18 protein-coding genes and 2 pseudogenes are annotated in these 23274 nt (G+C 54.7%); 12 read left to right on the top strand and 8 right to left on the bottom strand.

Going from position 1 to position 23274, the window contains the following annotated elements:
* Positions 1-97 precede the first annotated feature (97 nt).
* From AC3ZPD_RS01510 to murI, 9 genes and pseudogenes are all read left to right on the top strand, one after another.
* Positions 98-709 carry an alpha/beta fold hydrolase gene (locus tag AC3ZPD_RS01510; RefSeq protein ID WP_490982493.1) on the top strand — a complete coding sequence of 204 codons (612 nt, stop codon included), beginning with the start codon at positions 98-100 and terminating at the stop codon, positions 707-709.
* 29 nt (positions 710-738) lie between these two features.
* Positions 739-1224, top strand: a complete 486-nt coding sequence (locus AC3ZPD_RS01515) for an NUDIX hydrolase (protein WP_490982494.1) — start codon at positions 739-741, stop codon at positions 1222-1224.
* 50 nt (positions 1225-1274) lie between these two features.
* Entirely contained in the window at positions 1275-1970 is a 696-nt protein-coding gene (locus tag AC3ZPD_RS01520; RefSeq protein ID WP_490982495.1) for a YjjG family noncanonical pyrimidine nucleotidase, read from the top strand.
* A 47-nt stretch (positions 1971-2017) separates the two neighbouring features.
* Positions 2018-2870: pseudogene (locus AC3ZPD_RS01525) on the top strand (glycosyltransferase).
* Positions 2871-2961: 91 nt separating this feature from the next.
* Complete coding sequence (locus tag AC3ZPD_RS01530; RefSeq protein WP_490982496.1) at positions 2962-3387, top strand: hypothetical protein; 426 nt, start codon at positions 2962-2964, stop codon at positions 3385-3387.
* A gap of 123 nt (positions 3388-3510) precedes the next feature.
* The gene (locus AC3ZPD_RS01535) at positions 3511-4326 is read left to right on the top strand and encodes a class I SAM-dependent methyltransferase (protein ID WP_490982497.1); all 816 of its coding nucleotides are present in this window, start codon (positions 3511-3513) and stop codon (positions 4324-4326) included.
* Between the two features lie 56 nt (positions 4327-4382).
* Positions 4383-6107: a ubiquinone-dependent pyruvate dehydrogenase gene (poxB, locus tag AC3ZPD_RS01540; RefSeq protein ID WP_490982498.1), complete on the top strand. Its 1725-nt coding sequence runs from the start codon at positions 4383-4385 to the stop codon at positions 6105-6107.
* Between the two features lie 239 nt (positions 6108-6346).
* Positions 6347-7006: an HD domain-containing protein gene (locus AC3ZPD_RS01545; protein ID WP_490982499.1), complete on the top strand. Its 660-nt coding sequence runs from the start codon at positions 6347-6349 to the stop codon at positions 7004-7006.
* A 26-nt stretch (positions 7007-7032) separates the two neighbouring features.
* A complete protein-coding gene (gene murI, locus AC3ZPD_RS01550) occupies positions 7033-7815 on the top strand; it encodes a glutamate racemase (RefSeq protein WP_490982500.1) in 783 nt (260 codons plus the stop codon).
* 161 nt (positions 7816-7976) lie between these two features.
* Here the strand turns inward: murI and AC3ZPD_RS01555 are convergent, their stop codons facing one another.
* The 6 genes from AC3ZPD_RS01555 to AC3ZPD_RS01580 all read right to left on the bottom strand — a co-directional run bounded on the left by AC3ZPD_RS01555 (position 7977) and on the right by AC3ZPD_RS01580 (position 18324).
* On the bottom strand, positions 7977-12194 hold the full coding sequence (locus AC3ZPD_RS01555) for a sulfite reductase subunit alpha (RefSeq protein ID WP_490982501.1): 4218 nt from the start codon (positions 12192-12194) through the stop codon (positions 7977-7979).
* Positions 12195-12223: 29 nt separating this feature from the next.
* Entirely contained in the window at positions 12224-13456 is a 1233-nt protein-coding gene (locus AC3ZPD_RS01560; protein ID WP_490982502.1) for a nitrate/nitrite transporter, read from the bottom strand.
* A gap of 482 nt (positions 13457-13938) precedes the next feature.
* Complete coding sequence (locus AC3ZPD_RS01565; RefSeq protein ID WP_490982503.1) at positions 13939-14901, bottom strand: polysaccharide pyruvyl transferase family protein; 963 nt, start codon at positions 14899-14901, stop codon at positions 13939-13941.
* Positions 14885-16264, bottom strand: a complete 1380-nt coding sequence (locus AC3ZPD_RS01570) for a lipopolysaccharide biosynthesis protein (protein WP_490982504.1) — start codon at positions 16262-16264, stop codon at positions 14885-14887. Before AC3ZPD_RS01570 ends, AC3ZPD_RS01565 begins: the two co-directional genes overlap by 17 nt.
* A gap of 36 nt (positions 16265-16300) precedes the next feature.
* A complete protein-coding gene (locus AC3ZPD_RS01575) occupies positions 16301-17233 on the bottom strand; it encodes a glycosyltransferase family A protein (protein ID WP_490982505.1) in 933 nt (310 codons plus the stop codon).
* 17 nt (positions 17234-17250) lie between these two features.
* Positions 17251-18324, bottom strand: a complete 1074-nt coding sequence (locus AC3ZPD_RS01580; RefSeq protein ID WP_490982506.1) for a glycosyltransferase — start codon at positions 18322-18324, stop codon at positions 17251-17253.
* A gap of 360 nt (positions 18325-18684) precedes the next feature.
* Between AC3ZPD_RS01580 and AC3ZPD_RS01585 the strand changes: the two genes are divergently transcribed.
* Positions 18685-19086 (top strand): RDD family protein, encoded by a 402-nt coding sequence (locus AC3ZPD_RS01585; protein WP_490982507.1) that lies wholly within the window; start codon positions 18685-18687, stop codon positions 19084-19086.
* 148 nt (positions 19087-19234) lie between these two features.
* Here AC3ZPD_RS01585 and nagZ read toward each other — a convergent pair whose 3' ends face one another.
* Positions 19235-20545 carry a beta-N-acetylhexosaminidase gene (nagZ, locus tag AC3ZPD_RS01590; RefSeq protein ID WP_490982508.1) on the bottom strand — a complete coding sequence of 437 codons (1311 nt, stop codon included), beginning with the start codon at positions 20543-20545 and terminating at the stop codon, positions 19235-19237.
* Between the two features lie 256 nt (positions 20546-20801).
* Here nagZ and AC3ZPD_RS01595 point away from each other — a divergent pair, with 256 nt between their 5' ends.
* Positions 20802-21218 (top strand): GNAT family N-acetyltransferase, encoded by a 417-nt coding sequence (locus AC3ZPD_RS01595; protein ID WP_490982509.1) that lies wholly within the window; start codon positions 20802-20804, stop codon positions 21216-21218.
* 16 nt (positions 21219-21234) lie between these two features.
* Complete coding sequence (locus AC3ZPD_RS01600; protein WP_490982510.1) at positions 21235-22488, top strand: multidrug effflux MFS transporter; 1254 nt, start codon at positions 21235-21237, stop codon at positions 22486-22488.
* A 119-nt stretch (positions 22489-22607) separates the two neighbouring features.
* Here AC3ZPD_RS01600 and AC3ZPD_RS01605 read toward each other — a convergent pair.
* Positions 22608-23132, bottom strand: a pseudogene (locus AC3ZPD_RS01605) (nucleotidyltransferase family protein).
* Between the last annotated feature and the right edge of the window lie 142 nt (positions 23133-23274).

The raw sequence follows: 23274 nt of genomic DNA on the forward strand, positions 1-23274 counted from the left end.
CGATTTTCTGCTGCGGGTTTGTTCTTTTTTCGCCGTGGATATAGATGCCGCCCATTGAAATGTTATAATCAGGAAAAAGGAAAGGGAGGCGGCCGGCATGAATCAGAGCATTATTTCGATGCCCTCGGCCTGGGGGCGGAATGTGGACCACCGTTATCATTCAGGGAACAGCGACACACTAGTCGTGCTTTTTCCGGGAAAAGCTTATTCCTGCGAGCTGCCTCTGCTGCATTATGCGGGCCAAATTGCTCTCGAGCACCGTTACGATGTGCTGATGCTGGAATATGGATTTCAGAGCGCCAGGACGGCATTCCAGTTTGAGGATTTGAACATTTTGCTTTATGAATGCAAACATGCCTTGGGCCAAATCAGAAATAAATATAAACGGCTGTTTTTTGTCAGCAAAAGCATCGGCACCGTGATCGCCGGCGAAATCGGAGCGATGGTGGAGGAAGAGGTGCGCCAGCTTTACCTTACGCCGCTTGACCGGACGCTTCCTTTCATGGAAACCTCCGTTTGCACGGCCGTTTACGGAACCGCTGATTCGGCGTTCAGTCCGACAAGCGTCAAGGCCGCGGAAGCAGCGGGCAAGGCGACTTTGTATCCGGTTGAGGGAGCGGATCATGCGCTGGCTCTGCCCACGGTCCGTGAAACGCTGGAGGCATTGCGCGAGACCTGTGTCATTTACGAACGTTTTTTTGCAGGATAAAATGAACAACTTGAGAGGAAGGACTTCTTATGTTATCCAGACTGATCCGAAAAATCCCGAACCGCTGGCTGGTCTGGATGTATGTCCGTTTTCCGGTTAAAGGCCTGAAGGACTGGATGGTTTACCGGGCGCAAAGCAAATTTCTGATGGCCGTGCTGGCGGTCGTGACCAACGACGCCGGGGAGGTGCTGCTGTTAAAGCATACCTACCGAAAGGAACCGTGGGGAATTCCCGGAGGCTGGATGCAGCATGAAAGCCCGAAGGAGGCACTGGAGCGCGAAATCTTTGAAGAGACGGCCTTCAAGGTGAAAGTGGAGGGTACGGCAAAGCCCGTCTACCAGACGAAACCCCACCGGATTGAGCTGCTGTACAAAGCCCGCCTGCTATCGGGGACGTTCCGGCCCAATGAGGAAATCTCGGAATATAAGTTTTGCAGGATCGGGGAGTGGCCTGACGGTTTGCCGGAAAGCCAGATCGAGCTGATCTGCGCGGTTATGGAAGAAGATAAGAGATAACGGTTGCGGATCTATTTGCGACAAGAGATGCAGCAGAAGAGGGGATTAACATGGGGAAATATGCGACGATTTTATTTGATGCGGACGATACCTTATTTGATTATGTCCAAGCGGAAACGCATGCCTTAAACCGGACTTTTGAGGAAGCCGGACTAGATTTGACGGAGCAGCTTTTTGCCAGCTACAAGCTCATTAACGGCAAACTCTGGAGGGAGCTTGAGCAGGGGCTGGTGAAGATCGGCGAGCTGCGCACGGAGCGTTTCAGAAGGCTGCTGGAGCAGGAACGGCTGGTGATCGGGATGAACGAGGAAGACCTGAGCCATACGTATGTCAAATATTTGAGCGAAGGGATTTTTCTGCTGCCGGGAGCGGTGGAGCTGTGCCGGTACCTGGGGAAAAACGGCTTCCGAATGGCCGTTGTCACCAATGGGATCCGAGAGGTTCAGCTCAGCCGGATCAGAGGCTCCGAACTGAAAGAAATGTTTGAGGAGATCATTATCTCCGAGGATACGGGATACCAGAAGCCGCATACCGGATTTTTTGATTACGCGTTTACGAAATTGGGTTTGATGGATAAAGAATCGGTGCTGATCGTCGGGGATTCCCTGACGTCCGATATTCAGGGCGGGGTTAACTTCGGGATCGATACTTGCTGGTTTAATCCGAAAGGTCTCCCCAATACGCTGCCCGTGAAACCGACATACGAAATTCGCGATTTAAGCGAACTGATTTCCATAGTCGGCTAATAGGGCCGGGGACTTTCCGAATGGAGCGAATGGGACGGATGGATGGGATGAATCGGATAGAGCTTGAGCGAACAAAACGAAAAAGGATCGTCTTCACCGGCGGGGGATCGGCCGGACATGTCACGGTTAATCTGGCTTTGATTCCCTGGGTTCAGGAGCGGGGATTTGAGACCTTCTACATAGGCTCCCGCAAAGGGATTGAAGCCGGGTTGGCCAACCCGGCTTGCGATGCCCTTCGCGCAGAAAGTGTGCGTGACCTTTCCGGAAACGGCGCAGCACGTGAGAAACGGCAAGGCCGTTCCCGTTGGAGCGATCGTCCGGGAGGAACTGTTCGGTGGATCCGCGGCAAGAGGCCGCTCCTTTTGCGGGTTTACGGCAGCAAAACCGGTCATTCTCTGCATGGGCGGCAGCCTGGGCTCAGCCAAGCTCAACCGGGCAATCCGGAATAACCTGCCGGAGCTCCTGGGCGATTTTCAAATCGTTCATCTTTGCGGCAAAGGACAAACGGATCCTGCCATCCGGGAAAAAGGGTACCGCCAGTTCGAATATATTGCAGACGAATTGCCTGATGTGCTTGCCTCGGCGGACCTCGTCATTTCGAGAGCAGGCTCCAATTCGATCTTTGAATTTCTGGCGTTAAACAAACCGATGCTGCTGATCCCGCTTTCCAAAGCGGCAAGCCGCGGCGACCAGATTCTGAATGCCGAATCGTTCCGGGCTTCCGGTTACGCTGATGTTCTGTTTGAAGAGGATTTAAACGACGAAAGCTTTGTGAGTGCCGTGCGGCAGTTGTACAGCAAACGCTGGGAGATTAAATCCCGCTTGCAGCCCCATGACAATCCGGCGGCGATCCGGACGGTGGCGGAGCTTATTGAGCAAACGGCTAAGCCGCATGATTAAAAATGAAACTTTTTTCCTGAAAAAGTAGGAAAATGGGCCTGCCTGCAGAATTGTAAGAAGGAACATTTCAATTCTTGAGGGAGGCACTCTCATGTTGGCTAAATTTGCAAAAACAATTACTGCGGCTTTGCTGGTTTGTTCGCTTGCGGTTCCGCTTTCCGCTTCTGCGGCGGGAACCAAGGTGAAAGTCAAGGTTACCTTCGTCAGCGCCCAACTGGTTGAGAACAACCATGTAGGCAATGAGTGGGTTTATGACGGTTATGTCAATGGCAAGGAGCTTAAGAAAGGCGGAACGGTTACGTTAAGCCTGAACAAAACGGATAATATCAAGCTGAAGGGGTATGCGGAGGAGCAGGATAAAGTGCCGGACTTTAACAGTCAAGAGCTGACAGTTAAGGCATCATCGTTATCCAAATCTTTGACGAAATCCCTGAACGTGACGGTCACCGAAAACCGCGGACGGTATTCGGGAGAAACGGCGACCTGGAAGTTCGTGTTCAAGCTGCAGAAAATTTAGATTGCGATTCAGAATTTATTGGCGCCGCATTAAACGAATGGGATTTCCGGTTTCTTTCAGGCTGACTGGCTGTAAAGAGACCGGTTTTTTTATATCTTCTCTAATGGACGGAGGCAACCGCTTATGAGCGAAATTGTGAAGAGCTATTACGAGCAAAACGCTGACCGGGAGTGGGAACGGCTGAATCATCCTTACAGCGGAATCGAATTTGGAAGCACGCTGCATTTGATCCGCAGCTATTTTCCGGCGGAAGGAAAGGTTTGCGATATCGGGTCCGGCCCCGGGCGGTATGCGATAGAGCTGCTGAGGCAGGGCTGCAAGGTCACCTTGTTTGAGCTGGCTTCCAAAGAACTTGAACTGGCGGCTGCCAGAATAGCCGAGCTGGGGCTGGAAGCAGACGCTTATATTTGCGGGGACGCCCGTAATCTTCACGGGCTGGAGGAGGGGGGATTTGACGCCGCGCTGGTGCTTGGCCCGCTCTACCACCTGCTGGAGGAGAAGGATCGTAATCAGGTCATTCGTGAAGCTCATCGGGTGTTAAAGCCCGGCGGGATCGCCTTGTTCGGGTATATCAATTCCTGGGGGGCGCTGAAGGCCGGGGTTACGGAATTCAGCGAGTCTTTCAGGGAGCTGAACACCGTGTACAGCTATTTACAGGAACTGAGGCTGGACGAGAATCAGGGGTTTACGGAATGTTATTTTACAATACCGCCTCAAGCCCTTAGAGAGGTGGCGAAGGGTGGATTTGAAGTGCTGTCTCATGCCGGGGCGGAAGGATTTCTGTCCGGCACGCAGACGGAAATCAGCCGGCTGTACCGCGAGGACCGGCTCGTATATGAGCATTTGCTTCAGGTGGCGGCGGAAACGTGCGAGGCTCCCGCGTTCAGGGACGCAACGGAGCATCTGCTTGTTATTGCGCGCAAGCCGGAAGGGGAATAAACCCAAAACAGGAAGGGGCATACTACCAGTACCTATCCAAGGACTGGAGGACCTTCATGAGAACCATAGCAGACGCTGTTGTTGAAGTGCTGGTAAATGCCGGAGTCAAACGAATTTACGGAATCGTCGGAGATTCCCTGAACAATATGATGGATGCGATCCGCATAAACGGCCAAATCGAATGGATTCATGTCCGCCATGAAGAGGTTGCCGCTTTTGCCGCCGGCGCGGAAGCGCAGCTGGAAGGCGGCCTTGCCGTATGTGCCGGAAGCAGCGGCCCCGGAAATCTTCATTTGATCAATGGCCTGTACGACTGCAACCGGTCGCGGGTGCCCGTGCTGGCCATCGCGGCCCATATTCCGAGCGACGAGTTTGGCAGCGAATATTTTCAGGCCACGCACCCGGAGCAGATTTTTGCGGAATGCAGCCATTATTGCGAAGTGATCACGACGCCCCGCCAAATTCCGCGGACCGTGACGATGGCGATTCAGCAGGCAATCGCCAACCGGGGCGTGTCGGTGATCGTGCTGCCCGGCGATGTCGCCGCGCTTGCCGCGGAGAAAAATCCGGTGCCCGAGCATGTTATGTACGTCAGCCAGCCGGTTGTTCATCCCTCCGAAGGAGAGCTGGAAAAGCTGGCGGCTTATCTGAACGGCGGCAAACGCATCACGCTGCTGTGCGGGGCCGGCTGCCGGGATGCGCACGACCGGCTGATGGCCTTATGCGACCGGCTTAAATCCCCGATGGTAGTGGCTTTGCGGGGCAAGGAATTTTTGGAGTTCGATAATCCTTATTACGCCGGGCTTACCGGCTTGATCGGATATTCTTCCGGTTACCACGCCATGATGGACTGCGACGTGCTGCTCATGCTCGGAACGGATTTTCCGTACAGGCAGTTTTACCCTGAGGAGGCGACGGTGCTGCAGGTGGACATTAATCCGTCGCATTTGGGCCGGAGAACGCATGTCACCTACGGGTTGTGCGGAGACGTACGTGCTACGATCGACCGGCTGCTGCCGCTGCTCACGGAAGAACATGATCCAGCCCACTTGCAAAAGTCTGCCGAACGTTATGACAAGGTCAGACAAGGGCTGGATGAACTGGCGGTTGGCAAACCCGGACGCAAGCCGATTCATCCGCAATACGTCACCCGCCTGGTCAGCGAGCTCGCCAGGGAAGACGCCGTATTCACCTGCGATGTGGGCACGCCGACCGTCTGGTCCGCCCGTTATTTACGGATGAACGGTCAGCGCAGGCTGCTGGGCTCTTTCAATCATGGCACGATGGCCAACGCGCTGCCGCAGGCCATCGGGGTGCAGGCCGCCCAGCCGGGACGGCAGGTCATCTCCTTGTCAGGAGACGGAGGCCTTGCGATGCTGATGGGGGACCTGCTGACCTTAAAGCAGTACAATTTGCCGGTCAAGGTTATTGTGTTTAACAACGGAGCGCTCGGTTTTGTGGAGCTGGAGATGAAAGCCGCCGGCTTCCTGGAGAGCGGGACTGAGCTGGTGAACCCCAACTTTGCCGACGTCGCCAAAGCGATCGGGCTGGGTGGCATCCGCGTTGAAGACCCAGCCGAGCTTGAGGGCGCTTTGTCCCGGGCTTTTTCAGAAGAGGGGCCGGTTCTGGTCGATGTTGTGGTCAACCGCCAGGAGCTGTCCATGCCGCCGAACATTACGCTCAAGCAGGCGCAGGGGTTCAGCATGTGGTTGATGAAAGTGGTGCTGAGCGGCCGCGGCGATGAACTGATCGAGCTGGCAAAAACGAATCTGATCCATTAAACTGTTCATCTAGTCTGTAATCCGGCCGGTTAGAGAGCAGATAAGAGAGTTTTGAAGGCTTGGAGGCTTGTTTCCTTTCGGAAACGGGCCTTTTTCCTTTTTTCTCGGCGGGGAGTAAAGGTTTCTCTCGGCTTCATTTTGCGTTAATATGGAAAGCAGTGGGTTTTCGCACGGACAGAACTTTCGTACATATGTCCAGCATAGTCAGTCATGCAAGATGAGGAAAGGTATGGTAAAGAATGGAACAGCATAAAATGGTCATAAATCAGGCCGAGCTTTTTGTACAGGAGCAGCTTGGCTCGGACAGGAGCGGCCACGACTGGTGGCATATCTACCGGGTCCGGAAAATGGCGCTGGAGCTTGCCGGTCTTGAAGGGGCGGATCCGTTCGTCTGCGAGCTTGCCGCGCTGCTGCATGATGTGGCCGACGAGAAGCTTAATGACAGCAAAGAAGCCGGTTTAAAGAAGGTGGAAAGCTGGCTTAAGCAGCATTTAATCGGGGAGCAGGACGAACCTGTTCTCTCGCACGTGATGTCGATTATTGCAACGATGTCCTACAATGGCGGGAAAAATCCGCCGGTGGCGACGCTGGAAGGAAAAGTCGTGCAGGATGCCGACAGGCTTGATGCGATCGGGGCGATCGGCATTGCGCGCGCTTTTGCGTACGGCGGGTCAAAGGGGCGTTCCATGCACGAGCCCGGCAAGGATCTTTCCGGTGTCGAATACCGAAGTGACGAGAATACGACGGTCCATCATTTTTACGAAAAGCTGCTCAAGCTGAAGGATCTGATGAACACGGAGCATGCCAGAAGGCTGGCGGAGAACAGACACCGTTTTATGGAGCAGTTTCTGGAGCAGTTCTATAAAGAGTGGGAAGCGCTGGACGGCAGGGATGCCTAATCAAATGGGAAACACGGGTGATTGAAGTGAGAATTGCTTTTTTTGATTCGGGAATCGGGGGCATAACGGTTTTACATGAAGCGCTTAGCCAACTGCCCGCCGAGGATTTTCTATATTTTGCGGATACGCTTCACGTTCCGTACGGTACAAAATCGCTTGCGGAAGTGAATCAGTACGTCAAGGAATCCGTCCGGGCGATTATGCAGGAGGAAATCAAGGCGCTGGTCGTAGCCTGCAATACCGCCACCAGTGCCGCCATCGCGGAGCTGCGCCAAATCTATCCGATTCCGATTATCGGCATGGAGCCGGCGGTTAAGCCTGCGGTAGAGAAAAGCCTGGAGGCCGGCCGCCGCGTGCTCGTGTTTGCCACGCCGCTGACCTTAAGCCAGGCTAAATACACGGATCTGGTAGCCCGGGTAGATGACCACTCCATCGTTGATTCTTTTCCGCTGCCGGAGCTGGTGCCTTATTGCGAGAACCTGAATTTTGATCCTGCGGAGATCGGACCCTATTTCAGGAATAAGCTGGCCCCGCTGGATTTAAGCCAGTATGGCACGGTGGTGCTGGGCTGCACGCATTATCCGTTCTATAAGGACATTTTGCGCGAGATCCTGCCGGATCACATTGAGCTGATCGACGGAAGCCGGGGGACGGTAAAACGGCTGATGAGCATGCTGCGGGAACGGAACCTGCTCGGAACGCAGGGGACCCGGGACATTAAATTGATGTGTTCGGGACCTAACCCGGATTATGTGAAGAAAATGGAAAAAGCCTTGGCCTATTTGGCCGGCAAACAGCAGCTCCGTTGACAGCGGGCTATCAGCCGGGGATCGGGAGGGTCAAGGCAAGCTGCGGTTGTGGAGGACAGGCTGTCCGACAATCAGGCGTTATGGCGAGAAAAAGATAAAAGTAGACGAAAGCCCGCACGTGGGCCTCGTCTACTTTTTATTTTCCGGGAGATTTCCGCAGATTAATAGACATCCTTCAGATATCGTTTGTCCTGTCTCAACTGATTCAGGTAAGCGGCGGCCTGATCTTCGCTTAACCTGCCTTCACACCGGAAAATGTCCAGCAGGGCCAGGTCCACGGCCCGGGCCATTTCTCCTGCGTCGCCGCAAACATACAGGGACGCACCGCTTTCGATCCAGCGCCATAACTCGGCTCCCTGTTCGGTCATGCGATGCTGGACGTAGACTTTTTCGGTCTGATCCCGGGAGAAAGCCGTATCCAGCCGATGGAGCAGCTGATGGGAGAGGTAGCGCTCAAGCTCCTCTCTATAATAAAAATCCGTTTCCGCATGCTGTTCGCCAAAAAACAGCCAGTTCCGGCCCGTCGCCCGCACCGCTTCCCGTTCCTGCAGAAACCCGCGGAAGGGGGCAATGCCCGTGCCCGGTCCAATCATGACGATATCCCGGCCCGGATCGGCGGGAGGGCGGAAACGGGAGTTCCGCTGAATGAAGAGGGGAACTTCACCGCCAAGCTGAACCCGGTCCGCGAGAAAGGTGGAGCAAACGCCCTTCCTCGCCCGGTCCTGAAGCTCGTAGCGGACGGTGGACACGGTGATGTGTACCTCGTTCGGATAAGACTTGGAGCTTGAAGAGATCGAATACAGCCGCGGCTGAAGCGGGCGCAGATGGCGTATCCATTCCTCCGCCGGAACGGCAGCCGGATATTCCTGCAGCAAATCAATAAGCTGCAGGCTGCGAATCCATTGGGTTTGTTCTTCGGGCCGCATGGCCTTAAGCCGCTCAGCCAATCTGCGATCCCGTTCGCGCCCATGTGAGCTGATCAGCTGCACCATGCCGGGCGTAACCTGATGGATGTCCAGCCGGTGCAGAAGAGCATCGGCTAACGTCATCGGCTGCTGGTTTACTTGGACCTCGGCATCGCCGGAAAGGCCCAGCAATTCGAGCATTTCCGCAATAAGCTCCGGGCAGTTTGCCGGCCAGACGCCAAGCGCATCCCCCGCCTCGTAGGTTAAGCCGCTGCCGCTTAAATCAAAGCTGTACTGCCGCGTTTCTTTGCCTGAGCCGGGCCGGCTCAGCAGGCGGTTCAGCAGCAGACGGGCCGGGAAAGGTTTTTGCCGGCCGTACCCGCCTGCCGGCTCTGCCGTTTGCAGGGCCGCCGCATGCTGCAGCGCACCGCCAAAAGCCTGGCTGCTCTCTTCCGGGAGGTTTTGCCTTTGTTCTCCGGTGCCGCTGTGTCCGGCTGCCTGCCCGGAGAGCAGCGGAGTGACGGCAGACAGCCATTTTTCCATCGGTCCGCTGAAATCGGTATCGCAGCATTCGCATTCCAGCAGACGCCGGGCGCCAAGCTCCGATAATCTTCTATCGAGATTCCGGCCGAATTCGCAGAAGGTAGCATAGCTGGAATCGCCAAATGCCAAAACGGCATACTTCAGTTGGCTTAAAGAAGAAGGTCCGGCGGCCTGGAGTGCCTGGTAGAAGGCCTGGCCCTGATCCGGAGGGTCCCCGGCGCCAAACGTGCTGACGGCAAATAAAACCGGCGACTCCCGCTGCAGATCGTTCACCGAAACAGTATCCATCCCTAAAAGGTTTACGGTCAGTCCTTGCTCGCGGAGCCTGTCTGCGCAAAAAGCGGCGGCTTCTTCGGTACTTCCGGTTTGCGAAGCCCAGAGCAAGGTGACCGAAGGGGCCGGAGAGGAGGCCGTAACCGGAGCCTGGCCCGGATTTTGATCAGGCCCAAGGTTTAAAGCCGAATCCGAAGGCCGGATTAGCTCCGCTTCATTTTCACCGAATAAACCTGCCAGCAGACCGTTCACCCAGTCGCGTTTGAGGGGATCCATGGCCGCCGTCCGGGGAAGGGAAGGGACAACCTTCAAAGGGGCTCTTCCGCCGAGTCCCTTCAGAAACCCGGATACATAAGCTTGTTCGTGTTCATTTAGTTCCATTTCTAGCTGCTCTGACACGCCGAGCATGCCAGCGAGAACGGCGATCGGCTTTTCGAGGCTGGCGGAGGTTTTGGGGTCAAAGTTTTCTAAAGGATCCTGATGCCGGTTCGTTTCCGGACCTGCAGCCAGGGGGGCGAAATGCGGCTGAACGCCCGCTTTGGCCAAAGACACGGCGCTGTGCTTCAGTTCAGGCTGAAGGGAAACAGGGTCCACCGCATCCTGGGTCACTTCATTCACGGTGATCTGACTGCCGAACAGATCGTTCCAATGAATCGGCGCAAAGCAGTTTCCGGGCCGGACCCGTGTCGTAAGGACAGCGGGCAGCAGGGCCGTCCCTCTGCGGGAGGCCACTTCCGTCAGAACCCCTTCGGATAAGCCGAGCCGTTTGGCGTCCTCCGGGTGAATTTCAATAAAAGGCCCGGGATTTAGTTTGTTGAGTTTAGGTACTTTCCCGGTTTTGGTCAGGGTGTGCCACTGATGCTGAACCCTGCCTGTGTTTAACACGAAAGGATAATCTTCGTCCGGCATTTCAGCGGGAGGAAGATAGGGACGGGCCCAGAAGGCAGCTTTTCCCTGTTCCGTCGGAAAAAAAAGCGCCCGCTGACCGTCGTCGCCCGAATGGCCGATATAGCGGATCGGATTGCGCGGCTCCGGCTGGTCGGGAGGACAAGGCCACTGCATAGGGCCCTCCAGAAGTTTTGTCTGATCGGCCCCTCTGAGATCATATCCGGTTGCCGGGTTCCACGCCTGCTGAATTTCGGCATACACTTCCGCCGCAGCCGTATAGGGGAAGGCTTCGCCAAACCCCATGGCCCGGGCTACCCGGGTGATGATTTCCCAATCGGGGAGCGCTTCGCCCGGCGGATCCACGGCTTTTTGCATCCAGGTGATGTTCCGTTCCGAGTTGATCATCGCTCCTTCGCCTTCGGCCCATAAAGCGCCGGGAAGAAGAATGTCCGCATACGGGTTGGTTTCCGTGTCGAGAAAAGCATCCTGAGCAATGACCAGCTCTGCGGCCTGAAGGCCTTCGATCGCTTTGCGGCGGTTAGGCATCGTAGCGACCGGATTGGTGCAGATGATCCAGACAGCTTTGATTTCGCCGGCGGTCATGCGCTCAAACAGGGATACAGTTCCGGGTTTCATTTCCGTTCGGAGGGAGCCTTCGGGAATGCTCCAAAGCTTTTCGATGAATGTGCGGTCTTTTTCCTCCAGGAGGGAACGCTGCCCAGGCAGGCCAGGCCCCATATACCCCATTTCTCTGCCTCCCATGGCATTGGGCTGTCCGGTGAGCGAGAAAGGGCCGCTGCCCGGACGGCAGATGGCGCCGGTAGCCAGATGCAAGTTGCATAAGGCATTGGTATGCCAGGTTCCGTGCGTGCTTTGGTTCAGGCCCATCGTCCATAAGGAAACCCAAGCGGAAGAACGGCCGATCCAATCCGCCGCCTTACGGATGTCCGCCTCCGGGATTCCCGTCCACTCGGACACCTGCTCCGGGAAATAGTCCTGAAGAAATTCCGGCATGCCATCAAATCCGGCTGTATGCCCGGCAATAAATTCTTCGTTGATTTGCCCGTTCTTCACCAGAAGATGAAGCAGCCCGTTCAGGAGAGCCAGGTCCGTTCCGGGTTTGATGGGAAGAAACAGGTCGGCTTTCTCCGCCGTGGCCGTCCGCCTGGGATCCACGACGATCAGCTTGGCTCCCGCCTTCAGCCGGTCCATCAGGCGGAGAAACAAGATCGGGTGGCAGTCCGCCATATTGGCGCCGATCACCAGAAACAAATCGGCCTGATCCAGATCGTCGTAAGAGCCCGGCGGTCCGTCGGCGCCGAGCGACAGCTTGTAACCGCTGGCCGCGCTGGCCATACATAATCTCGAATTGGCTTCGATGTTATTGGTGCGGATAAAACCTTTAGCCAGCTTATTGATCAGGTATTGAGCTTCCAGGGACATCTGTCCGGAGACGTAAAAGGCTGCGGCATCCGGTCCGTGTTCCTTAACCACCCGCATCAGCCGGTCTGCCGTCTCCTGGATCGCCTGTCCGATGGATGCAGGTTCAGGTTTGGAATCCCGGGAGCTGCGGATAAGAGCGGTAGACAGCCGCCCCGGCCCGGTTAAGGGAAGGGCAGCCGTTGCGCCTTTGGTGCAGAGCCTGCCGCGGTTGGCAGGATGATCCGGGTCACCCTTGATCCGTACGACCCGGTTGTCCTCAACGTCCAGGATCATGCCGCAGCCGACGCCGCAGTAGGGACACACGCTTCGAACCTGTTGGATAGTCATCGTTTATCACCCCTCGTATGCCATCCGGTTTAAAGGTTGATGCCGGACTGCGCGCCTGCCCAGGTTTTTTTCCATGAACGGGTTACCCCGTAAAAAATCAGCGTAGTCACAAGCACGATCGTGCCAACAACAAGAAAACCTGCCACCTGGGAGCCGGTCTGCTCCTTTAGCGGGCCTAGAATATAGGAGGGGAGCAGATAACCGCCAAGTCCGCCTGCCGCTCCTACGATTCCGGTGATCACGCCGATTTCACGCGAGAACCGCTGGGGAATGATTTGAAAAACTGAACCGTTGCCCATGCCCAGGCAGGCCATCATGAGGCTCGTATAAACCAGCATGACAACAAAGGAGCCTGGCATGGAGGCGATCGCAAATGCGCTGGCGGTAATCAGGCTGAACAAAATCAGCAGAAGGCGGATACCGCCGATCCGGTCAGCAATCCAGCCGCCGATCGGCCGGAAAAAGCTGCCGGCAATCACCGTCACGGTCACCAGGTAGCCGACTTCGACTTTGGTTAGTCCGCCCGGGTGAACATTGTCCCCATAAACGTCATAGAAGAAAATATTGGCGTAGTTGGCGAAACCCACGAAACCTCCGAAGGTGATGGCGTAAAACATCGAAAACCACCAGGTATCCGCATGCTTGAACACGCTGAGGTATTCCTTGAGGGATTTGGGAGCTGGTGCATTAGGGGCATCCTTTACCAACACGGCATAGAGAATCATTACAATAAGCAGGGGAATGAGGGCGATCCCGAAAACGCTGTGCCAGCCATAAGCTTCGGCTATTTGAGGACCGAAAAAGGTCGCCAGGGCGGTTCCGCTGTTGCCCGCTCCCGCGATGCCCATAGCAAGTCCCTGATACTGCGGCGGATACCAGCGGCTTGCCAGCGAAAGCGAGACTGCAAAGCTTGAGCCCGCGAACCCCAGCAAAAAGCCGATCATATGGACCTGCAGCAGGGTCGAGCCGCCAAGCCATCCCCAGAGGAGAGGAAGGATCGTGAGTACCATGCCCGTGAGTCCGGCTTTTTTGCAGCCGATGCGGTCGGCCAGAATGCCCATGGGGATGCGGAAAATCGAACCTCCAAGCACCGGTATGGCCACCATGGCCGCTTTTTGGGTATCACTAAGGCCGAAATCACGGGTGATAAACAGGGAAAGCGCCCCGCACATGACCCAAATCATAAAGCTTACATCAAAATACAAAAAGGCTGACAGCAAACTGGGAAAATGACCTGCTTTCCGGAAATTCTGAACTTTCATCTCCAAACTCCTCCTTTATTTTTCTCTGTCTGTTTATTGCTTGGCATCAAAAAAAGCCGAAAAACCTAATCCGTGCAAGGACGGATTCGATTCATCGGCTTCGTTGCCAAAGTCAGGCACGGCATTGTGGCTGACTTTTTATCCAGTTTTAGGGCCCATTCCCAGAGCCATTTCCAAGCTGTCACTTACGGGTCCGGCGGCTGCACAGCGTTGTGCGATCCGAGCGGCGCGATGGGAAGACGGCGAGAAAATCTTTAATGACAATATAAGGGGTTTTTAAAATGGTGTCAATAATATTGACATATAATTCGTTTGAATTTGAGTTATCACTAATTTTTATTGATTAATGTAACAAAAGCTAACGTGCATCCTGGGTGATCTCCCAACATGAACGTTAGCTTTGGTCAAAAAAATTCATCCGACAGAAGGAGTTGCCTTCTATCCTCCGGTTGCCCCTTTTATGCCTATCCGATATACCGTTCTCAGCTGCCTACCGGAATTTTTGCTTCCGGCGTTTCCTGAACCAGTCTTGCTTTTGTAAACTCATAGGTCCAGGTACGGTAATACTGCGAGTTTTTGCCGTAGGAATTGTCAATCAGCACATGAGGTTTATCCATCAGGCAGGCCAGAATATGACCGTGGAGCCTGGAGGTATGGATTTCCCGATAGCTGCCGAACAGCCTTACGGCTTTGCCGATCAGGTAATCGGTGTATTTGTACCAGAACAAACGGGTCGGCAGGGAGCCGCCCAGCTTTTTGTCCAGCCGGCAGAAACGGGTCAGATGGTGCGTTACCCGGCTCTCCGCATGCGTAAACAGCGAGTCCCAGTCCCGGCAGTCCTGCGGATCCAGATCGTCGGCGAACGGCTGGTCTCCCGCTTCGATATCCGTGCGAAGGAAATAGAGCCGGTCCCTTTCTTCCTTCGTATTCGGCAGGATGGGCCACAGCTGGTGAGCCATATCCGGCGAAAGGTAGACCTGGCAGTGAGCAAACTTGCGTTTGGCAAGCTCGTAACCGGCCAGATCTCGGACAAACAGATGCAGGTCGTTATGCGCGTTAAAAACAGCCGCCGATTTGTCGTAGTTGGCTTCGCTGCTGAAATAAATCGTTTGCGGCATCACCACGATCCGGTGATCCGGGAATTGCTGGACGACCCGCTCGCGGATTTCCTGGTGGTGCACATACAAATCGCCGAAATTACCGCCGCCATGCAGCACAAAGATACTGCCGGGAGCCGGTTTCAGGTTTTCCGGAAAATCAAACAGGTTATATCGCGCGAGGATGTTGATGCCGTAATCTTTGAAAAATTTTTCGGTCCCCTTCATGATCAGCATATCTCCGCCGTTATTGTGGAGCGGGTAATCTACGTAATAAATATTCGAGCCTGCCGGAACTGCCTCCAGAATGCCGCGAAGCCTTTCTTTCAATTCAGCCATGGGATGCATATTCTAAAGCCTCCTTGTTGGATGGTTTTCGTTTGTTTCGGATCATCTGGAGCACAAAAGCAAAGTCGCCCGCATCAAACAGGATGCGTCCAAGCGGAACTCTGAAGAACACGGGGAAAGACAGGACCGATACGGCCAAGCGGACCAAAGCCCCGGAAAGCAGGGCCAAAGCAATGCCCGGCAGTCCAAGCCAAGGCGTAAACACAAAAAACAGCGCCGCCGTCACCAGATAGGCCGCAATCTGCCGGACGAGAACCAAGCCCGGCCGCCCGAGCGCGTTGAAGGCAGACGCGAGGATCCACGAGCCGCCCCCGATGATGCATTCCAGCGACAGCAGATAAAAAGTCGAGGCTCCGGCCAGAAAGGTGCTGCCGTACAGCAGACCCAGCATAAACCGGCCGATGAACAGGCTGGGCACAATAAGGATCGCCATGCCCAGCATGGAAATGCGGAAGGCCCGGCCTATTTTTTCGATGATGACGTCATTTTCCATGCCCGTCACTTTAGGGAAAATCACGCTGGTGATTGCATTTTGCACAACATTAAAGACCCGGGAAAGGGCGTAAACGACCGAATAAAGCCCGAAGTCCGCCGGGGAGAGCAGGGCGACGATAACGATCTTGTCGGTCTGGTTGCTGAGCGTGCCCATGAGGTCCATGCCGTATACTCTGGCCCCGTAGCTGTAGTAGGGCCGGAGAACCGATGTTCCTACGGACCAGCGGAAGGAATCGAGCTGGAGCTGTTTCCTCAAGCGGAACACGGCCCAAAGCAGCGTAACCGCTCCGGCGCAGAGATTGACCGCGGTAGCTGTAGCCACGTTGAGAAGTCCAAGCTGCCATAAGGCCATCAGGACGCAGAAGTTAACGAACGGAACAAAAAACAAAAGTCCGTTATAGACGCTGAAGTGGTCCAGGCTTTGGGCGAGGGCCATGCACAAGTTGGTCAAGACGGCGAGCGGAATCGCGGCCAGGGTATAAATCTGGGCGATCCTGATGACGTCCGGATCATAATTGGCGAGCCAGGCCGGCATGCAGATCCAGGAGACGGCTCCCGTCAGGAGAGCGGCCGGCAGCTGAATGCGCAGCGCAAGGGAGAGGAGCTGGGGGACGCTGCCGGTTTTATTTTTGACGCTGTAGATGAGGGAGGTGGGGAGCCCGAAGCCGATCAGGCTGCCCAGCAGGGCGGGCCAGAACAGCACGGCGGACAATTCGCCTTTGCCGCCTGCGCCAAGCATGCGCGCCGTCAGGATGGACGTCAGAGTCGTCAAAATAAGGACGAAAAAATTGTTGAAGCTGGTCCGCATGATCGTCTTGGCCAGACTGTTGCCGCTGAAAATTTGTTTCGCTGCAGCTATGGCGTTCATCGCGTAAGCCCCCTTTCATGGGTGATTGGAATGAAATCAGTCCGTTAAAAACTCGCGGTATTTGTTCTTCAGAGGGTTCATCACGAAACCGATGCCTTTCATATAGCCGAAGGCGGCGCCGGTATTGCGCTTCAGCGTTTCTTTTCCGGTCAGGTAGAGCAGCGTCCACATCAAAGCGACGTATCCGGCGGCTCCCGCCTTGCGCAAATTCAGCAAATAATAATGATTGACGGCTGTAGCCATAGCGACTTTGCCGGCCCGGTCCCGGGATCTTTGGGATTCGTGATGGAGAATTTTCAGCTCGGGATTGATCACAAGCCTGCCGTATTTGGAGGCCAGAGCGCACATGTACAAATCGTCGCCGACCGCGTAGCTGGTCATCCAGGGATAAGGGAGCATGTCCTTGAGCGCTTCCCTTTTGAAGGACATATTGCACCCGTGAAAAATTTCCGTCTCGAACATCGTATCGGTCTCGTTCCAGTACAGCAGGGAGCCGGCCAGGCTGCTCGGCGACAGTTTGCCCGGCGAGGTGGACATCTGGCAGGTCAGCACGCCCAGCACCCGTCCGAGCGGGCTGGTGCGCAAACCCTTGGCGATGCCTCCGACGCCGACGATGCTTTCATCCTGCTCATAAGTATCGATCAGCTTTCGGATGTATAAGGGGTCGTCCAGCTCGGCGTCATCGTCGAAGTAAAGCACGATATCGTGATGCGCCATCGTAAGCGCCTCGTAGCGGGACAGCCATACGCCGGGGCGGGTTTTCTTGTAATAAACCAGCTCGGCACGTCCCATGCGTCCGGCAATATCGCAGTAGTAATCGAGCACCTCCTCCGGGATATTCCCATCATCGACGAGGATGAATTCCAGCGCGGTATCGCCGATCTGCTGCTGCCTGCCGATAGACTCGATGCAGCGGGTGAGATCGGGTACCCGGTTCCGGGTCGGAATAATAATCGATACGTCGAACATTCCTGAACGTCCTCCTTCTAAAGCCGGGCGGCAGAGCCGACAAGCCGTTTATATTTAATGCCGGAAAATAATCCCCACAAGCGGAACAGGCAGCAGACGGCAAAGAAACGGCCGAACAACTCGCTTGAAAGGCTGCCGCCCGTTTGGCTGCGGTAAAGACTCATGGGCTTGCCGAAAGCAAGCTTGCGCATATAAGAAGCATAGTCCTTGCTTTGGGCGGAGGAAGTAAACCGGAGCGCTTCGCCGATTTTATCGCTGCCCCCGCCCGAATTATAAATTTGCGTAATGCACGCATTTAAGAGATCGTACAGCAAAACGGGAAGGACGGGTTCGACTTCCTTCTCCAAGCCGTTGTTCAAGGCATATTGCTTGAAACGTTCGACAAGCGTGACGTAACGGGCGCCCATTTCCGGGTTTGGAATCTGCATGATTGAGCCTTCCCGCTGCAGATAATAATAGAAGGATTTGTTGACCGCGGAAATTTTTCCGGCATGGCAAAGCACGTATAAATTAAACATCAGATCCTCGGAGAAAATTTCTTTGTTTGGTTCGAAGCGGATGCCGTTTCGTTCAAGAACCTCCCGCCGGTAAAGCTTGTTCCAGACCTCGTGCCCATGCTCATAGGTGAACAGATAACGGTAGATGTACTGCGCGATCCCAATTTCCTGGATATTGACCGGCTCCTTCCTGAGCCTCAGATACATCCGTTCGGTGTGATCGGCGTACACCTTGTCATAGTTGCAGACCACGATATCGCTTTCCGAGCGTTCCGCGGCCTGCACCAGCTGCTCGAACATCTCTGGAGCAATCCAGTCGTCCGAGTCGACAAATGCGATGTATCGGCCTGTGGCGATCTCCATCCCGGCATTCCGGGCAGAGGATAAGCCGCCGTTCGCCTTGATCAAAGAACGAATACGCCCGTCGCGGCGGGCGTATTCGTCAATGATTGCCTGGCTCCCGTCCAAGGTGCCGTCGTTGACGATAATGATCTCCAGATGGGGATAGGTTTGTCGGCCTATGGAATCCAGGCATTTTCCCAAATAAGCTTCGACATTATAAACTGGTACGATCACGCTTACCAAAGGGTTCATGGTTCCTCACTCCAATCCTGTCCGTTTACCCTACCCGCTGAAAGCTGCCTTGCGGCTCAGGCTCTTCTCTATAGGGATTTCAGTGTCAGTTTACTATCAACCCATGGGAACGTACATACCACTTTTGTTTACTTTTCAAGGTGCTAAACGAACCAGTTGCAGTTGGCAGTCCGTGTCTGTATATAGGAAAAATGTGATAAAATAGGAAACATAAGAAATATCCTGCAACAAAAAGAGAGAGCGGAATTCAGGGAGGGGATGTGATCGTTGGGGGCTACGCTACATAGAATGAGAAGCAGAAGGAAGACCTGAGGTTTTTATAACAATTTTAGGATTATGATTTTACGAGGGGGAAGGAACTTGAAAGAACCAGCAGGGTTTTGGATCCGGTTAGGGGCAGCCATTGTGGACGGTATTCTTGTTTGGATCGCGACCCTTATTTTGACTTTAATCTTCTTTGGCACGTTGTTTTATGGTCCGCGTGAGTTTTCGGATCTGATCTCTTTGCTTTATACCCTTCTGCTTCCTGTGTTCTGGGCGGGTTTTACGCTCGGCAAACGGATGCTGGGCATCCGGATTACGAAGCTGGACGGAAGCCGCCCGGGGTTTCTGACCATGCTGCTGAGAGTGATTGTAGGCGGAATCGTGTATGCCGTGACCTTGGGCATAGGCGCGATTGTAAGTGCGATTATGGTTGGCGTACGGGAAGACAAACGTGCGATCCATGATTTTATTGCAGGTACCCAGGTGGTTTACGACTAAACGATTTTTACCGTTAAAAAGCTGAAAAGCGCCCTGCCGCCGCACCGGAAGGTGAAGGCGTAGGGCGCTTTTGCCATGCGCAAAGCTTTGCTGCGTTTCTTGATTTCTGCTGGCTCGTGTGCGTTATTTCCCGCTTAGCGGAACGATTTTAGGGATTCAGCAGCTTTTTGACATCGGCGTTAACGGCTCCGGGATCCACCGATGAAAGGGTTTTGTCGCTGAGCCCATATTTCTGCTTCAGCTTCAGGATGCGGTAAACGTGCTGATCAATGGACTGCTTGGAAAGTTTTCCGCTTGCCGCCGCATTTCTTAAGGCTTTAATTACGGCGGTCTCGCGTTCAACATCATGCCCGACAAGCACGATGTCGCTGCCCGCCTGAATCGACCGGACGGCCGCTTCGGCGATTCCGTAATGCTTGACGATGCCGCCCATCGTCAAATCATCGGTAATGACGACGCCGTCATAGCCGAGTTTTTCGCGGAGCAGATCCGTGATCATCTGTTTGGACAGGGAAGCCGGGTAATCAGGGTCGATTTTCGGAATCAGCAGATGCGCTACCATGACCATGTCCGTTCCCTGCTTAACGGCGGCTTTAAAAGGCAGCAGCTCGAAAGATTCCAGCTGTTTCAAGGATTTGTTCACGACGGGAAGCTCCAGATGGGAGTCTACCGAAGTGTCGCCATGTCCGGGAAAATGTTTGATGACCGCGGCTATGCCTTTCGACTGGATGCCTTTCAGCACCGCAGTTCCGTTTTTGATGACCGTGTCGGCGTCGGCTCCGTATGAACGGTCTCCGATCACCGGGTTATTCGGGTTGCTGTTAATGTCCATAACCGGGGCGAAATCCAGATTAAACCCTACCGATTTGATTTCTTCGGCAAGCGCCCGGCCCATGCCTTCAGCGTAAGAGGTGCTGTTTTTCTGCCCGATTTCTTTGGCGGTCGGGATTTTAAGATACGGGGCCGGCATGCGGCTGACCCTTCCGCCTTCCTGGTCGGTGCTGAGCCAAAGCGCAGCCGGATTCGGTTTGTTGGCTTTTTTGAGCTGATTCAGAAAATTCAAAGTCTGATCGGCGCCCGTAATATTCGGTTTATACAAAATAAAGCCGCCGACCTTGTAGGTATCGATCATTTTGCGGGCGCCAGCTTGCAGCTCGGTGCCGTCGATGCCTACGATGACCATCTGGCCGATTTTTTCGTCAACCGTCATTTTGTCCAATTGCGCCTGAACCGGGTCGGCGGGTTTCGCCGGCGTTTCGGACGGCTGGGCAGAGATCGCCGGTTCCGTGGACGAGGCCGCAGCGGAAGTAGCGGGTGAAGAAGACGCCGGCTGAAGCGATGCGGATGGCGCTGCCGTTTGTCCCGGCGCTGCGGCATTGCCGCCCGAATTCGCGCAGCCCCCGGCGAGCAGGCCAAGGGTTAAAGAGGCCAGCAGCAGAACAAACTTTGGATAAGTCATTTTTTAAATAAACCTCCTCGGTGCATTAATCAATCATCGGTATGGAACGTCTTCCAAGCTTTTCCCATTCTTGCCTTGAATATTATAACTTATGAAGCGCGATAACCGAAATGAGCCCTAAAAGTTCGGCATGCCGGTTGTAGACAAGCCGGGCACGGAGTGCGAAAATAGAAACTATTCGGCAAATCGGCAAATGAGACCTTAACCGGGATAAGAAGCAGGAAAGAGAGAATAGCGGGGGAGAGGTGCGGACGGCATGTACACGATCACGGAATTTATGATGGAAGACTACGAGGAAGCCTACCGCTTGTGGGAAAATACGCCGGGAATGGGACTCAGCCAGGCAGACTCCCGTATAGCGATTGCTTCCTTCCTGAACCGGAACGTAGGATTAAGCTTCGTCTGCAAGCATGGCGATGAGCTGGCCGGCACCGCACTATGCGGCCATGACGGCAGACGGGGACTCCTTTACCATGTTGCGGTTGCCCAGAACCACAGAGGTAAAGCGCTGGCCGCCCGGCTCGTGGCCCAGAGCTTGTCCCGGCTGAAAGAGCAGGGCATCGAAAAGTGCCATCTGATGGTGATCCGGGACAATGAAATCGGCAAACGGTTCTGGTCTAAATCAGGCTGGCAGCTGCGGGATCAAATTTTGCTTTATTCACAGGATACATAAAGAGGAGAGTAGAAATATGAATTCGTCAAAAAGCGCTGAACCCGGCGTGCAGTCCGCCCATTCGCCGGAACTGACCCGTTCGCGCAGAATTTTGTTTGTAGTTATTTTAGGAATGTTATCGGCTATCGGTCCTTTTTCGCTGGATATGTACCTGCCTGCGCTGCCGAAAATGGCCGGCGAGCTGAACACCGGCACCTCGGCGGTGCAGCTCAGCCTCACTTTTTGCATGCTGGGGCTTGCGCTCGGACAACTGCTCGCCGGTCCGCTCAGCGATACGATGGGACGCCGCCGGCCCTTGATTACCGCGATGGCCCTTTATGCGTTGTCTTCGCTGCTTTGCGCCTTCAGCCCGAATATCACGGTGCTGGTGATCCTGCGGTTTATCCAGGGGTTATCCGGTGCGGCAGGCATCGTTATTTCGCGGGCGGTGGTTCGGGATTTATTTTCCGGCAAGGAGCTCACGCGTTTTTTCTCCCAGCTGATGCTGATTAACGGGGCGGCGCCCATCGTGGCTCCTGTGCTTGGAGGACAGTTTCTAAGGTTCATGTCCTGGCAAGGCGTGTTTGTTTTTCTGTTTGTTTTAGGTCTGGTTCTGCTGCTTGCCGTTCTGGCGGGTTTGCCTGAAACGCTGCCGAAGGAGCGCCGCCACAGCGGCGGGCTTGGCAGCACGGTCCGCACCTTCGGACAATTCGGCAGAGACCGTTTGTTTGTCGGCTACGTGTTGTCTATGGGCCTGGTTTCGGCAGGGATGTTTTCTTACATCTCCGGTTCTTCGTTTGTCCTGCAAAATCTGTATGGCGTTTCGGCGCAGGGCTACAGCCTGATATTTGCGTTAAACGGGCTGGGCATCATTGTAGCTTCCCAGGTCACCGGGCGTCTGGCTTTGAGCAGGGATGTCCGGAAGCTGTTTGTGACCGGACTTGGGATTGCGCTGGCCGGCAGCATCGGATTGCTGGTTTCCATCCTGCTGGACGGAGGGCTTGCTGCAGTGATCTGCTGTCTGTTCCTGATCGTATCCAGCGTCGGGGTTGTCAGTACGACTTCAACCTCGCTGGCCCTGCAAAATGCCGGAGCGGCTGCAGGCAGCGCTTCCGCGCTTCTTGGCCTGCTTCAGTTCGTCCTTGGGGCGCTGGCGTCGCCGCTTACGGGACTTGGCGGCAGCGGTACGGCCATGCCGATGGCGGTGACCATTTTTGCCGCGGAGCTGCTCGCCGTGATCAGCTGTATCGTGTTCGTGCGCGGACGGGCGGGCAGCGGCAAAACCGCTTAACCCGCTTGACCGTCCGCAAGGTGATTAATGGTTTGTGTATTTGAATTTAACGGTTTGTGCATTTAAAGCAAAGGAGCAGGCGTTAACCGCCTGCTCCTTTCTTTTTCCCGGGACAAGTCTTATTCCAGCTCACACGCCTCCATTTGAAGCCCAGGCCAAAGCGCCTTCCAGCCTTTCTTCGCGACACGTTTCCGGTAAACCTCAAGCAGCCCGGGCTGTTCCCGAAAATACGGCGTCGGTTTGACCCGCAGATTGAGCGCATCTTCCAAGCCCCAGGGGGCGGTGAGTTCTATTTCACCTGAAGAACCCAAACGGAGACCTAAAGCCGTAGCCGTTTCCGGGAACTTGGAAATTGCATCTACCGAAGAATGAAAGGGAGGCAGGTCATTCACCTCATGCATTCTGGCTTCATTTTTGACGGACCAGGGGACGCCGGGAAGAAGCCCGCCCAAACGCCGTTCCAGCTGCTTTTCCTTGGCCTCATCCAAACGTGCGCCGTCAAAATAAACGACGTCTATATCCGGCAGCGGCGTCCGCTCGGAATAGCCGTGAATCGAATCCTAAATTTTGGAACGCACAAACCCGGCGCAAACCCACCCATCCGGCAAATGCAGTTCAGCAGCAGTTTGTAAAATGTCCATCATCCACCGGTCCTCTTTGATCAAACGAATCAAATCCTGTTCGTTATTAAGCAGGGCTTGAGCCACGGAAGTTCTCCTCTCAAAAAAACCTTCATGCTCCTTATTATATCAGGCTAAAAAAAGCGCATAAAACCAGATTTACAAG

The sequence above is a fragment of the Paenibacillus mobilis genome, assembly GCF_058267595.1.